This is a genomic window from Natrinema thermotolerans (assembly GCF_031165565.1).
Classification (GTDB): Archaea; Halobacteriota; Halobacteria; order Halobacteriales; family Natrialbaceae; genus Natrinema; species Natrinema thermotolerans.
In genome coordinates, this window is record NZ_CP101873.1 from 2341038 (window position 1) to 2354070 (window position 13033).

General features: G+C 65.2%; 15 protein-coding genes. 8 read left to right on the top strand and 7 right to left on the bottom strand.

Annotated features, from left to right (window positions below; genetic code table 11):
- Positions 1 to 89: 89 nt before the first annotated feature.
- Positions 90 to 1121 carry a helix-turn-helix transcriptional regulator gene (locus NP511_RS12070; protein WP_425608232.1) on the top strand — a complete coding sequence of 344 codons (1032 nt, stop codon included), beginning with the start codon at positions 90 to 92 and terminating at the stop codon, positions 1119 to 1121.
- 29 nt (positions 1122 to 1150) lie between these two features.
- Here the strand turns inward: NP511_RS12070 and NP511_RS12075 are convergent, their stop codons facing one another.
- From NP511_RS12075 to NP511_RS12080, 4 genes are all read right to left on the bottom strand, one after another.
- Complete coding sequence (locus NP511_RS12075; RefSeq protein WP_049966881.1) at positions 1151 to 1873, bottom strand: hypothetical protein; 723 nt, start codon at positions 1871 to 1873, stop codon at positions 1151 to 1153.
- A 238-nt stretch (positions 1874 to 2111) separates the two neighbouring features.
- Positions 2112 to 2306, bottom strand: coding sequence for a DUF8061 domain-containing protein (locus NP511_RS23040; RefSeq protein ID WP_478212182.1), 195 nt, complete (start codon positions 2304 to 2306; stop codon positions 2112 to 2114).
- The gene (locus NP511_RS23045) at positions 2269 to 2388 is read right to left on the bottom strand and encodes a DUF8061 domain-containing protein (RefSeq protein WP_478212183.1); all 120 of its coding nucleotides are present in this window, start codon (positions 2386 to 2388) and stop codon (positions 2269 to 2271) included. The genes NP511_RS23040 and NP511_RS23045 overlap by 38 nt, the downstream gene beginning before the upstream one ends.
- A gap of 30 nt (positions 2389 to 2418) precedes the next feature.
- Positions 2419 to 3414: a radical SAM protein gene (locus tag NP511_RS12080; RefSeq protein WP_049965683.1), complete on the bottom strand. Its 996-nt coding sequence runs from the start codon at positions 3412 to 3414 to the stop codon at positions 2419 to 2421.
- Positions 3415 to 3528: 114 nt separating this feature from the next.
- Here NP511_RS12080 and NP511_RS12085 point away from each other — a divergent pair, with 114 nt between their 5' ends.
- Positions 3529 to 5118, top strand: coding sequence for a response regulator (locus tag NP511_RS12085; RefSeq protein ID WP_049965685.1), 1590 nt, complete (start codon positions 3529 to 3531; stop codon positions 5116 to 5118).
- 138 nt (positions 5119 to 5256) lie between these two features.
- Complete coding sequence (locus NP511_RS12090; RefSeq protein ID WP_006647985.1) at positions 5257 to 6372, top strand: DUF373 family protein; 1116 nt, start codon at positions 5257 to 5259, stop codon at positions 6370 to 6372.
- A gap of 5 nt (positions 6373 to 6377) precedes the next feature.
- Here NP511_RS12090 and NP511_RS12095 read toward each other — a convergent pair whose 3' ends face one another.
- The 3 genes from NP511_RS12095 to NP511_RS12105 all read right to left on the bottom strand — a co-directional run bounded on the left by NP511_RS12095 (position 6378) and on the right by NP511_RS12105 (position 9216).
- The gene (locus tag NP511_RS12095; protein WP_049965686.1) at positions 6378 to 7220 is read right to left on the bottom strand and encodes a polyprenyl synthetase family protein; all 843 of its coding nucleotides are present in this window, start codon (positions 7218 to 7220) and stop codon (positions 6378 to 6380) included.
- 251 nt (positions 7221 to 7471) lie between these two features.
- Positions 7472 to 8428, bottom strand: coding sequence for an electron transfer flavoprotein subunit alpha/FixB family protein (locus NP511_RS12100; RefSeq protein ID WP_049965687.1), 957 nt, complete (start codon positions 8426 to 8428; stop codon positions 7472 to 7474).
- On the bottom strand, positions 8425 to 9216 hold the full coding sequence (locus NP511_RS12105; protein WP_006180287.1) for an electron transfer flavoprotein subunit beta/FixA family protein: 792 nt from the start codon (positions 9214 to 9216) through the stop codon (positions 8425 to 8427). Before NP511_RS12105 ends, NP511_RS12100 begins: the two co-directional genes overlap by 4 nt.
- Positions 9217 to 9417: 201 nt before the next feature.
- Here NP511_RS12105 and NP511_RS12110 point away from each other — a divergent pair, with 201 nt between their 5' ends.
- The 5 genes from NP511_RS12110 (at position 9418) to NP511_RS12130 (ending at position 12967) form a co-directional block, all read left to right on the top strand.
- Positions 9418 to 9900: a TRAM domain-containing protein gene (locus NP511_RS12110; protein ID WP_006180286.1), complete on the top strand. Its 483-nt coding sequence runs from the start codon at positions 9418 to 9420 to the stop codon at positions 9898 to 9900.
- A 124-nt stretch (positions 9901 to 10024) separates the two neighbouring features.
- Positions 10025 to 11017, top strand: coding sequence for an MBL fold metallo-hydrolase (locus tag NP511_RS12115; RefSeq protein WP_049965689.1), 993 nt, complete (start codon positions 10025 to 10027; stop codon positions 11015 to 11017).
- An 84-nt stretch (positions 11018 to 11101) separates the two neighbouring features.
- Positions 11102 to 11458, top strand: coding sequence for a hypothetical protein (locus tag NP511_RS12120; protein ID WP_084158280.1), 357 nt, complete (start codon positions 11102 to 11104; stop codon positions 11456 to 11458).
- A 123-nt stretch (positions 11459 to 11581) separates the two neighbouring features.
- A complete protein-coding gene (locus NP511_RS12125; RefSeq protein ID WP_006647980.1) occupies positions 11582 to 12040 on the top strand; it encodes a Tfx family DNA-binding protein in 459 nt (152 codons plus the stop codon).
- A gap of 141 nt (positions 12041 to 12181) precedes the next feature.
- Complete coding sequence (locus NP511_RS12130; protein WP_049965693.1) at positions 12182 to 12967, top strand: SDR family oxidoreductase; 786 nt, start codon at positions 12182 to 12184, stop codon at positions 12965 to 12967.
- Positions 12968 to 13033 lie beyond the last annotated feature (66 nt).

Sequence of the window (13033 nt, forward strand, 5' to 3'; positions counted from 1 at the left end):
CTGCCCAATCGACGGAGCCACTCGAGCGACCCGCTACTCGGCAGGTATTTCGACTTACCGTTCGCGACAACGGCGATGTCAGGTGGACGATCGAGAGTCGCTTTCTCATAACGAACGAGAGCGACGAGACGGTGTTTCGAGAGTACGCCACGGAAGTCACGAATAACCAGCGTAACGTCGGATACGATCTCGACGTATTCGAAGGTTTCCGTCGAACTGCTGAACAGGAGACCGGACGTGAAATGTCAATCGAGGAGCCTCAGTGGGATGATCCGACGGTCATCGAGTCGCCAAACGACACTGCCGTGCGTGACGACACGGCGACAGACGATGTCAAAATCGGTGTCATTTCCTACTCATTCACTTGGACTAACTTCGCCACTGTCGACGGCGATCGGATTCACTTCGGCGACGCGTTCCGAACGGAGGGCGGAGTCTGGCTTCAACTGTACGATGGACAGCGCCTCGTCGTCGAAACACCACCACAGTACGCCCTCGAGACGCCGACGCAACTCTCCTGGGACGGTCCTTACGAGTTTGATGAGACTGAACTCGAGATCGTGTTTATCCAAACCAGTGATTCGATCGTACCGATGTGGGGGTGGCTGATTGGCGGCCTCCTCGTCATCGGGTTCATCGGTGGTGGATACCTCGTGGTACGGCGGGACGGCCGGACCAGCCTGTCAGTTCCGACCGATAGATTGCCATCGATCGAAGCGGTCGGGATCGGCACCAGTACTGCCAGCGACGGGAACGGTACCGAAGCAGCCGAGTCCGATGGCCCGGGGTCGACAGGCCGGAACCCGACTGATTCGGCCCCTTCGGCCGGTACCGGCACCGACGACGATCGCGACGCTGGAACCAGTCTCGAGTTCGAGGAACCGGTCGGGGACGCGGTCGATCCGGAACTGCTGAGCGACGAGGAGCGTGTCCTTCGAATGCTCAAGCAAAACGGCGGCCGGATGAAACAGGCCTCGATCGTCTCGGAGACCGGCTGGTCCAACGCCAAGGTGTCGCAACTGCTCTCGCAGATGGACGACGACGACGAGATCGAGAAACTCCGGATCGGCCGGGAGAATCTCATCACGCTGCCGGGCGTCGATCCGACCGAAGTCGACTGATCGTTCGGCCCGAAGTAGCCGATCCGCGGCTACCGCACGGCTACCGAGTAGTTCTCGCCCGATTCCGAGTCACCGTCGGTCGAACTCGAGTCGCCGTCGCCCGTCTCCGGATTGAACTGAACGTCCTTGCCGACGGCGTCGTAGATGTCGTCCCAGTCCTTGTCCTCATCCATCAGGAAGACTTCGACGGTTAGCGACCCCGAGTCGAACTCCTCGAGTCCGGCCGGGCGAACCTCGATGTGGAACGTGCCGTTTTCTTCCATCCGAACCTCGCCCGTCCGCTCGACGAGCTTCTGTTCGTCCTCGTTGATCTTGACGAAGAAGTACGGCTCGCCCTCTACGTCACCGTGTTCCGGTGGATCGACGTTCTCCATGCTGGTGTTGGCGACGACCTCGAGGTTGAAGTTCGAGTAGCCGTCCCCGTTCTCCGCCGGCTCTTTGTCGACGAACTCGACGCTCTCGATTCGGTCCTCGCGTTTGTCCTCGAGGGGTCGGTTCGGTTCTTCCGGCGGGGACCACTCTGCGGTGGTGTCTGTGTCCCCGGTATCGTCTCCGCCGTCCGGGTCCGTTTCGTTCTCGCTTCCGCTCGACTCGACGTCATCGCCGGGGGGCTCGGATTCATCGTCTGCTATGCCGTTCGTGTCCGTCTCGGTGTCGTTCGACGGCTCCGCTTGCGATCCCCCGAGGGCGCTGCATCCTGAGAGGGCCACGAGCAGCGCAACCGCGACGACGGCGACGTTTCGAAGTTCCATCGTGGCTCCCGCTTCCGACGGGGAGACCATTATTACAGCCCGGATAAGCGTCGGTGACTCATTCGACGACCGACGCGTCAGTACGGTCCCGAGGTCGGTGATCCCGTGGTGTTGAACGATGCGAAACGATCCTTATCTCATGCAAAAACCTGCATCAGGACGGCCGATCGCTCGCGGGCTACTTCGTTCCCGGCTCTCACTCGCTTCGCCCGTTCCGAACCGCGCAGCCTCGCGGTCCTTACGCTAGTGGCGTCCGTTCGACGACCTGTCCGTCATAGGTCGGATACTGCTCAACGATCTGCGCGCACCTTTTTCTCGTCGGGTTCGCGATGCTCACCACTCCTCGAAAAATCTGCACCAAAAAGCCGCTCACTCGCGTCGCTCGTTCACGGTCTTTACGCCAGTGGCGTCCGCTCGACGACCTGTCCGTCATAGGTCGGATACTGCTCGACGATCTGCGCGCACCTTTTTCTCGTCGGGTTCGCGATGCTCACCACTCCTCGAAAAATCTGCACCAAAAAGACCGCTCGCTTCGCTCGCGGCCCTTACGCTAGTGGCGTCCGTTCGACGACCTGTCCGTCGTAGGTCGGATACTGCTCGACGATTTCACCGTCCTCGAGGTCTCCCTCCTCGATCATCTCCTCGAGAAGCCACCAGGCGACCTCGACGTGGTCGCTCTTGACGGTGTAGAACTCCTCGGGGACACCCAGTGCCTCGAAGCGGTCGGGGTCGGCGTACGTCTTGCCGTAGACGAGCGTCCCGTCGTCGGTGACGTCGTCGAACTCGCGGCGGATGTTGCGGGCCATGCGTTTCAGGCGGCGGCGATGTTGGGCGGCGTCTTTGAACACGGAGGTACAGAAGTAGACCTTCTCGTGGTCGCCCATCACGTCGAGGATCTCCTCGCGGTCGCCGTCAACGGCGCTCATGTGGTCTTCCTTGAGTTCGTACCCCTGTTCCTGCATCCGGCGGTAGTTCCCGTCGCTCATCTCGAACTCGTTGACGTTGCAGAACTCGGCCGCGCCCTCGTCGATGAGTTCGAGGAACTCCTCCTCGGGGCGGATACCGGGGATTTCGAACGCGGGGGTCAGCCCCTCTTCGCGGGCGATGTAGAGGATTTCCTCCCACTCGGTGCCGTGGAGATCGCCCCACTGTTCGTAGGGTGGGTGGAACCGGATCTCGTCGAGTCCGGCCTCCGAGAGGCGGCGCATGTTCTCGCGGCCGCCGGTGATGCCGGTGTAGAGGTGAGTGTGGTGGTCCTCGCCGAACTCGTCTTTCAGCAGTTCGAGATAGTGGCAGGTCCGGCCCAAGGCCTCTTGGGGTTCGCCGCCGGTGATCGAGGTGCCCAGCGCATCCATGCGGTGGGCCTCGGTCAGGACGTCCTCGTCGCTTTCGACGAGTCGCTCGTTGGCGTAGACGTCGGTGACGTTTTTCCGATTTTCGCCGAGCGGGCAGTAAAAGCAGTCGCGCTGGTCGCAGTAACCGTAGACGAACAGCACCATCTTGCCGCCTTTCGCGCACTGCTCACAGCCCTTCGAGATCATTCGAGGGTACGTACCCTCCCGAGCCTCAAAAGCCGTGCGAAACCGCCGACCCATGTGTCGTGGCACCACACAGCCATATATTATTATGCGATGAGACTGTACGTAACGTAACCAATGTCCCCGGGGATCCGCGTTCTCTCTGTCGATGACGACCCCCAACTGCGCGAGCTGACCGCCACCGTTCTCGAGCGACGGAACGACCAGATCGACGTGACGACCGCGGCGAACGGTCGCGACGCGCTGGCGGTCTTCGACGGCGCGAGCGACGGGGCCGACCGACCGATCGACTGCGTCGTCAGTGACTACGAGCTGCCGGGGATGGATGGCCTCGAGCTGTTCGCGGCGATACGGGAGCGCGATCCGGCGGTCCCGTTCGTTCTCTTTACTGGCACAGCTCCCGACGAGATCGCGAGCGAGGCGATCTCGGCCGGCGTTACCGACTACCTCCGGAAGGGGTCGGGAACCGCCCAGTACACCGTGCTTGCAAACCGGATCGAGAACGCCGTCGCGAAACGCCGCGCCGAACGGGCCCGCCGCGAGAGCGAACGGCAACTCGAGCGATACCGGGCCCTCGTCGAGAACGATCGAATCCTCGAGCTCGTGCCGACCGCGCTGTTTACCCTCGACGCTGACGCCGTCATCAACTGGTGTAACGACGAGTTCGCCGACCCTTTCGTCGAGGGACGGACGGAACTGATCGGAACGCCGTTCCCGGATCTCATCGATCGCGGCTACTACGACGGGCAGGTGACGACCAAGTACATCGAGGAAGTCCGTGACCTGCTCTCCTCGACGACCGATCGCGAGCGGGCGAAGTATCAGGTTCGGTTTCAGTCGCCGGACGGTGAGGAACGAATCCACGACGTCCACACCAGACTCCTGCCGCTCGAGAACGGGGAGTTCACCGGAACGGTACACGCGATTCGGGACGTCACGCGCCGGCGACGCTACCGACGCGAACTCGAGCGCCAGAACGAACGGTTGTCGGAGTTCGCGAGCCTCGTTAGCCACGACCTGCGGAACCCACTGAACGTCGCGCAGGGGCACCTCGATTTCATCGCGGAAGGGGCCGACGACCGCCACGTCGAGAAACTACAGCGGTCGCTCGCCCGGATCGAGGAACTCATCGACGGACTCCTCCAGCTGGCCCGACAGGGAAAAGCGATCGGCGACGAGGAGCGGTTTTCGCTCGCTGACACGGCCCAAGCGGCCTGGGCGACCGTCGACACCGGTGATGCCCGCCTCGAGATCGAAACCGATCCGATGCTGTACGGCGACGAGACCCGTGTTCGATCGCTGCTCGAGAACCTCTTTCGAAACGCTGTCGAACACGGCTCGACGAGCCCTGACTCCCGCCCTCGTCAGGACGCCGTCGAACACGGCGGCGACGACGCCGATCGGCTGACAGTCACCGTCGGCCCGCTCGAGCGCGAGCCCCAGTCTGCCGGCAGCGGCGACCGTCCCGACGGCTTCTACGTCGAGGATACGGGACCGGGGCTGCCGGCCGATCGCGAGTCGTTGTTCGAGTTCGGCCACACGACCGCGGCGGGGGGGACCGGGTTCGGACTGGCGATCGTCGAGGGGATCGCCGAGGCCCACGGCTGGACCGTCGCCGCGTGCGACGGCGACGACGGCGGTGCGCGGTTCGAGTTCCGGGACATCACCGTGCCGACCGGCGGGACGACATCGGCCCGATCGACGTAGGGTCGGTGGTCGACGGGCGTCGGTCGCCGATCCTCGAGCGGAGTCGCGGACCACGACACCCGTGCCGCCCTCGAGCCCCTCGAGCGTATTCTTCCGTCCCCAGAAGATGGAAATACCCCGCCCTCGAACGTCCGACTGATGCTGCTGGTCCTCTGTGTCGACCTCGACGATGACCTCGGGCGCAAGACCGGCTTTTCGACGCCGGTTATCGGTCGCGAGCCCGTCGAGGAGGCGGCCGTCGCTCTCGCGACCGCGGACCCGGAGGACTCGGACGTCAACGTGATCTTTCAGGGGTTACACGTCTACGACGATCTGGCCGACCGCGACGAGAGCGTCGAGGTCGCCGTCGTCACCGGCAACGACGAGGGCGACGTCAGCGCCAACCGCGAGGTCGGGGACGAGGTCGACACCGTTCTCGCGAGCCTCTCGACCGGGGAAGACGTCACCGCCTTGGTCGTTACCGACGGCGCACAGGACGAGTCCGTCATTCCGATCATCCGCTCGCGAGTCCCGATCGACGGCGTCCGCCGCGTCGTCGTCCGGCAGGCACAGAACCTCGAGTCGATGTACTACACGATCAAGCAAGTGCTGGACGACCCCGAGACCCGCGGGACGGTCCTCATTCCGCTTGGTATCCTCCTGTTGATCTACCCCCTTGCCCTGTTCGGCTCCGTCCTCGATATGCCGGGGTTCGTCCTCGGGACGACCTCCGCCCTGCTCGGGCTCTATCTCATCTCGCGGGGGCTGGGGCTGGGCGATCGCCTCGACGCGAGCGTCGAACGCGCCCGCCGGTCGCTGTACGCCGGCCGGACGACCCTGCTCGCCTACGTCGTCGCCGCCGCCCTGTTCGTCCTCGGGGGCGTCAACGGACTCGACACCCTCGAGGCGGTCCGGGAATCGACCGCCGGCGACCTCGGGGTCCCGGTCATGCTGGCCGCGCTTCTCAACGGCTCGATCCGCTGGTTCGCCGTCGCGGGGCTGACGACCAGCCTCGGCCAGATCACCGACGAGTACATCGCCGGCTCGCTCGAGTGGCGCTACCTCAACGCCCCCTTCTACGTCCTCTCGATCGCCGTCGTTCTCCAGGCGGTGAGTGCCTTCTTCCTCGACCGGGTCGAACTCACCTTCCTCGCGACGGCGCTGACGGCAGGGACACTGCTGGGTATCGTCAGTACGCTCACCTTCGCCGTCGCGGAATCGCGCTTTTCGGACTCAGAGCGGGAGGAAGACAGGCGAGGCGCGGAGCGAGTCTGACCGCCTTACCGCTCGCGTTCGACGACGAACTCCGCCAGCTCGAGCAGATACTCTCGGGCCTCCGGATCGGCGACCTCGACCCGCTCGAGGGCATCGATCGCTCGATCGGCCTCGGTCCGGGCGCGGGCATTGGCTGCTTCGGGCGTGAGGTCGGTCACTTGGACGACCGACGGCCGCTCCAAAGCGGCGTCGTGGCCGGTCGGCTTGCCGAGTTCCTCCGGATCGGCGACGGCGTCTAACACGTCGTCTCTGATCTGGAAGGCGACCCCGACGCGTTCGGCGTACTCGCCGAGCGCCTCGACGGTGACGGGATCGGAGTCGGCGGCGATCGCGCCGAGTTCGGCTGCGGCCCGAAAGAGCGCGCCGGTCTTGCGGCGGGCCAGCGTCATGTACTCGTCCTCGTTTTCCGGCTGGGCCGAGAGTTCGGTCGCCTCGCCGACGCCGAGTTCGACCATCGCATCGGCGACGACGCGAGTGGCGTCGGGATCCGCCGAAAACAGTGCGAACGCCTCCCCGAGCAGGCCGTCACTCGTGATGATCGCCGGTCCGTGGCCGAACTCGGCCCACGCACTGGTCGTCCCGCGTCGGAGTTCCGATCGATCGATGATGTCGTCGACGACCAGCGAGGCCGTGTGGACGAGTTCGATTCCGACGCCGAACTCGACCGCGTCCTCGGCCCGCCCGCCGACCGTCTCGCAGGCCAGCAGGGTCACCATCGGTCGAACGCGCTTCCCCCCGGAGAGCGCGACGTGGCGGACCTCATCGCTGAGCGTCTCGGGCTCGAGCCCCTCGACGACCTCGACGAGACGCTCTTCGATCAGCGCCCGTCGCCGCTCCAGCAGTTCCATCACCCGCGCTTAGGATGGGGTGAAAAAGTAGCTAACGGATCAACACCGACCTTTTGTACCGACCTTTTTTCCGCTCGGGTTCGCTTCGCTCACCACTCGCGCAAAAAATCTCGACCAAAAAAGGCCGCTCGCTCACTGCGTTCGCTCGCGGTACTACTTCTTGCCCCGGTAAAGTCTACAGTCTCCGTTAGAGCCGTTCAGCGTGTTCCGCCCACTCGCAAAAAATCAACTAAACCGTGGTTGATGCCTGCTCAGCCTTCGAACTCTTCGATGAGTTCGGGGACGACGTCGAAGAGGTCGTCGACGATCGCGTAGTCGGCGATGTCCATGATCGGCGCGTTGGGGTCCGTGTTGATCGCGACGATCGTATCGGAGCCCTTCATCCCGGCGACGTGCTGGACCGCGCCGGAGATCCCGATGGCGATGTAGACGTCGGGGGTGACGACCTTCCCGGACTGGCCGACCTGTCGGTTCTTGGGTAGCCAGCCGTTGTCGACGATCGGTCGCGAGGAGGACAGCGTCGCGCCGAGCGCGTCGGCCAGATCGCGGATGAGGTCGAGGTTCTCCTCTTCCTCGATCCCGCGGCCGATTGAGACCAGCAGTTCGGCCTCGCTGATGTCGACGTCTCCGCCGCCGACTTCCTCGAAGCCGCTCACGGTGGAGCCGATCGCGTCCTCGTCGATGTCGGCGTCGAACGCTTCGATGGCGGCGTCGCCGGTGCCCTCGGCGGCGGGCCACTCGGCGCCGCGGATCGTGACGATCGCGTCGCCCTCGAGTTCGTTGGTCGTCTCGACTTTCCCGCCGTACATCTCGCGGGTCGCGATCAGGGTCTCGCCGTCGGTCTCGAGATCGACCGTGTCGGTAACGATCGGCAGGTCGAGTTCGTTGGCGATGGCCGGCGCGTAGTCGAGCCCGTTGACGCTGTTGGGCGTCACGACGAACTGGGGTGCGAGGTCGTCGTAGAGCTGCGTGATCGCCTGCGAGTAGACGTCGTGGTTGAACTCCTCACCGTGGGAAACGGTGTGGATGGCGTCGACGCCCTCGCGGTTGAGCTTGTCGGCGAACTCGTCGACGGTGCCGCTGATGACCGCGAGGTGGAGGTCGCCACCGGTCTCGTCGGCGAGCTGGCGACCGGCGGTGATGATCTCGTAGCTGACGTCGCGCAGTTCGCCGCGGCGGTGGTCCGCGACTGCGAGGACGTCCGTCATTGTGCCACCCCCTTGTCGCGGAGCAGTTCACCCAGCTCCGAGGCGGTCTCGTCGGCGCTTCCCTCCCAGGTCGTCACGTCGCTCTCGCTCTCGGGCTCGTACATGTCCGTCAGCTCGAGTTCGGTCTCGATCGTGCTCTCGTCGACGCCGATGTCGGCGAGCGCCTTGACGTCCATCGGTTTCTGCTGTGCCTGTCGGATGCCACGGAGGCTGGCGTAGCGGGGCTCGTTGATCCCGGTCTGGATCGTCAGCACCGCGGGGAGTTCGATGTCGGTCAGCTCCTCGACGCCGCCCTCGAGTTCGCGCCGCACGGAGGCGATCCCGTCGTCGAGATCGTGTTCGAGGTGGTTGACGACGGCACCCCACTGGAAGCCGATGTTCTCGGCGACGGAGACGCCGGTCGCGGCGAAGCTGTCGTCGCCGGCCTGGACGCCCGAGAGGACGAGGTCGGGGTCTTCCTCCTCGATGACGGCGCTCAGAATCTCCGTCTTGGCGTTGACGTCGAGCAGGTCGACGTCTTCCAGCGCGTCGTCCCAGACGCGGACGGCGCGGTCGGCGCCCTTCGCGAGCGCCTGTCGGATGGTCTGTTCGCAGTCTTCCGGCCCGATCGTGACAGTCACGACCTCGTCGGCGATTCCGTCCTCCTGGAGCTGGACGGCTTCCTCGATCGCGTAGTCGTCCCACTCGTTCAAGTCGGCACCGAGGTACTGCTGTGCGATTTCAGTTCCCTCGATTTCGAACTCGTCTTCGACGGTCGCCACCTCTTTGACCGTTACGAGAATTTTCATCGTTTGTCACTGCTACGTCCATACCGTAAACCTTTTCGAAACCGCACGTCACCCAGGCGTCGTTTCGTTACCATGTTTTCACTTTCCGTCGGTGACTGTTAGTGGTGCAGCCTCGCCCCCCGCTCTTTACTTCCAACGTTTCGCCCCGCCGTCGATCCACGAGACGGAAACGGTTTAACGCCACCGCTGGTAGTGGCGTGCATGGCAGACTGTCCACTCGCCGACGACTGCCCGGAGTTCTCCGAACGGATCTCGGGGATGGGGTGTCAACACTACGGTGACCGGGGTGGCAAGGAGTGGTGTAACCACTACAATCAGCCGATAGAGGACCTCAAGACCCAGCCGGTCAAGGCGGGCCAGGAAGTCGTCATCGACGTCGTCGACATGCACGAAAGCGGTGCCGGTGTCGGGCGGACCGAGGACGGCTTCATCGTCATGGTCGACGGCGTCCTGCCGGAGGCTCGCGCTCGCGTCGAGATCACCCGCGTTCACAGCAATCACGCCCGTGCGGAGGAACTCGAGTTGCTGCCGATGGAACCCGACGAGGACGACGTGGACGACGACGCGTCCACTGATGGCGATGCCGCTGACGGCGATGCTGCCGACGAAGCCGCAGCCGACGACGCCGACGGCGGTCCCGAGCGCGAGCGACTCGGCAGCCGCGACAACTTCTGGGGCTCGTAAGCCCCGCGAGTGGACAGTCGATCCGAGACGGCGGTTTTGCCGCTTCAGAGACGATAGCTGAGCCCCGGCCTTCCGATGTGCCGCTTCAGATAACGTTTTCTCGGCCCCCGTGCGATATGACCCCATGGAACGCATCTCGTTATCGAACTCGGCGTTCGAAGGCGACAACAACGCGTACCTCTTCGCGGACGGCCCCGAAACGGCCCTGATCGACACCGGCGACTGGATGGCGACCACGCGCGAGCAACTCGAGGCGGCGCTTGCCGACCGCGGGCTCGCCTTTTCCGACATCGACCGGATCTTCCTGACTCACTGGCACCACGATCACTGCGGGCTGGCCGGCGAGATTCAGGCCGAGAGCGGGGCCGACGTATACGTTCACGAGAACGACGCGGCGCTGGTCGAGGGCGACGAGGACGCCTGGGACACGATGTACGACCGCCAGCGGGGGTACTTCGAGGAGTGGGGGATGCCCGAGGACCGACAGGAGGTATTGCTCGAGCGGATGGCCGACGGCGAGACGACGGTCGAGACGCCGACCGTCACGGCGTTCGAGGACGGGGACACGTTCTCGATTAACGGCACCGAACTCACGGCGGTCCACACCTCCGGCCACGCGGCCGGGCTCAGCATGTTCGAGGCCGATCTCGAGGGCGGCCACGAGGTCTTCTCCGGCGACGCCTTGCTGCCGGTCTATACCCCGAACGTCGGCGGCGCGGACGTCCGCGTCGACCGGCCGCTCGAGCGCTACCTCCGGGCGCTGCAGGGGATCGTCGACGCGGATTACGACCGCGCGTGGCCGGGCCATCGCGATCCGATCGACGACCCCGCCGACCGCGCTCGGCATATCATCGATCACCACGAGGAGCGCTCCTGGCGGGTCCTCGACGCCCTCGACCGGAAGGGGCCCTGCGACGCCTGGACGGTCAGCGCCGACCTGTTCGGCGACCTCGAGGGGATCCACATCCTCCACGGCCCCGGCGAGTCCTACGCGCATCTGGAACACGTAGAACGGGCGGGAACCGTCGTCCGCGAGGGCGGGGAGTACCGACTCGCCGACGGCGTGAGCGAACGCCTCGCAGCGGCCGATGCGGAGCGCTGGGACCTCGAGTACTGAGACGGTTTGCTGTCCCTGTTTTCCCCGTACGGTCGCCGCTGCAATACCGAGAAGTATTTACTCGACACCGAGTTAGGAATGCGTATGATGTGGCAAGATCTCGTGTTCCTCGCCGGTAGCGTCCTCTCGATCGTCTTTCTCGCGCCGACCGTTCGGGACGTGACGGCGAACATTCCGCTCGGCTCGAGCGTTCCCTCGATGACCATCGGGGCGATCTACGCGGTGACCTACGCGACGATGGGGATGCGCTTCTCCGCGCTCGGTTCGCTCGGCGTCGCGACGATGTGGTCGCTGATCGTCTGCTATCGCTCGCCCGGCCCCCGCGACGGCCCCGCGAACGTCTTCCGGTTCGCCCGCTCGCTGGCCCGTCGGGCCCACGGTACCGTCACCGGGACGCCGACCGACGACGACCGCGTCGCGTCCGGACGATCGGCCGACTGATTCCCCGCTCGTTCTCCCCGGCGATCCGGAACCCGCGCTGGGACCGTGGAAGCTTTGATCCCACCGCCGATTAGTTCCCGGTATGTCCACGCGAGCCTGCGGCTCCCGCGGGAGGGGATGGCCGTGATCGACGACGTCGAGGAACTCCTCGCGGAGATCGGCTTCGACCCCGAGACCAGCGTGTTGACCTATCGGCAGGCACAGGTACTCGCGTTGCGCGAGCGGGGCGTCTCGCAGGCCGACATCGCCGCGGAACTCGGAACCTCGCGGGCGAACGTCTCCTCGATCGAATCGAGCGCCCGCGAGAACGTCGAGAAGGCCCGCGAGACGGTCGCGTTCGCGGAGGCGCTTCGGGCACCGGTCCGGGTTCGCGTCGCCGCCGGGACGGACCTCTACGACGTTCCCCAGATGGTCTACGACGCCTGCGACGAGGCCGGCGTCAAGGTCGACCACACTGCGCCGGACCTGATGAAGATCGTCAGCGACGCCGCGGGCTCGGCCGTTTCGGGTCGGCAGATCTCGACGCCGCTGATCGTCGGCGTCACGTCGGAGGGGATGGTCCGCGTTCGCCATCAGGAGTGACGGCGTTGCTATAGTAGCCACTGAAAGTCATTGCACACCTGATCGAACGACGGCGTTGCGATCAGTGTGTGAATCGTTTCAGCGGCTACTATAGCTGCCGGCTCCCCGACCCATTTGTAGGCCGCTCCCGTGTCGTCGGGTATGGACTTCGACCTCGACGGCAATTCGGCGCTGGTGACAGCCTCCTCGAGCGGCCTCGGCTTCGCGAGCGCGCAGGCACTCGCCGAGGAGGGTGCGAACGTGGCGATCTGTGGCCGCGACGCCGAGCGACTCGACGCGGCCCGCGAGGACCTCGAAGCGGCGGGAACGGGCGACGTCCTCGCCGTCCAGACCGATCTCACGGACCCCGATGACGTCTCCCGGCTCGTGGGCGAGACGGTCGACGCCTTCGGCGGGCTCGATCACCTCGTTACCTCCTCGGGCGGCCCGCCGAGTACGACCTTCCGCGAGACCGACGAACAGGATTGGTACCAGGCCTACGACCTGCTCGTGATGAGCGTCGTCTGGACGCTCGAGGAGGCCTACGAGCCCCTGCTCGAGTCCGAGTACGGATCGATCACCTGCATCACCTCCCGGACCGTCCGGGAGGTCGCGGACGGCCTCCTGCTCTCGAACTCGGTCCGCCGGGGCGTGATCGGCCTCGTCAAGACGATTTCGCGGGAGTTCGCGCCCGAGATCCGGGCCAATGCCGTCCTGCCGGGGACGATCGAGACGCCCCGGATCGAGGAACTCATCGAGGCCGGCGTCGAGCGCGGCACCTACGACGACTACGAGGAGGGGCTGGCGGCGATGGCCGACGACATCCCGGCGGATCGCATCGGCGACCCGCGGGAACTCGGCGACGTCGTCGCCTTCCTCTCGAGCCCGCGGGCGAGTTTCGTCAACGGGGCCGAGGTCCCGATCGACGGCGGATTGTTGCGGAGTTGAGGGCGACTCGCGGGGCCGGATCGGTCGACCGTCGCGCCCGCGACCCGACAGCCGGACCCCGATTTT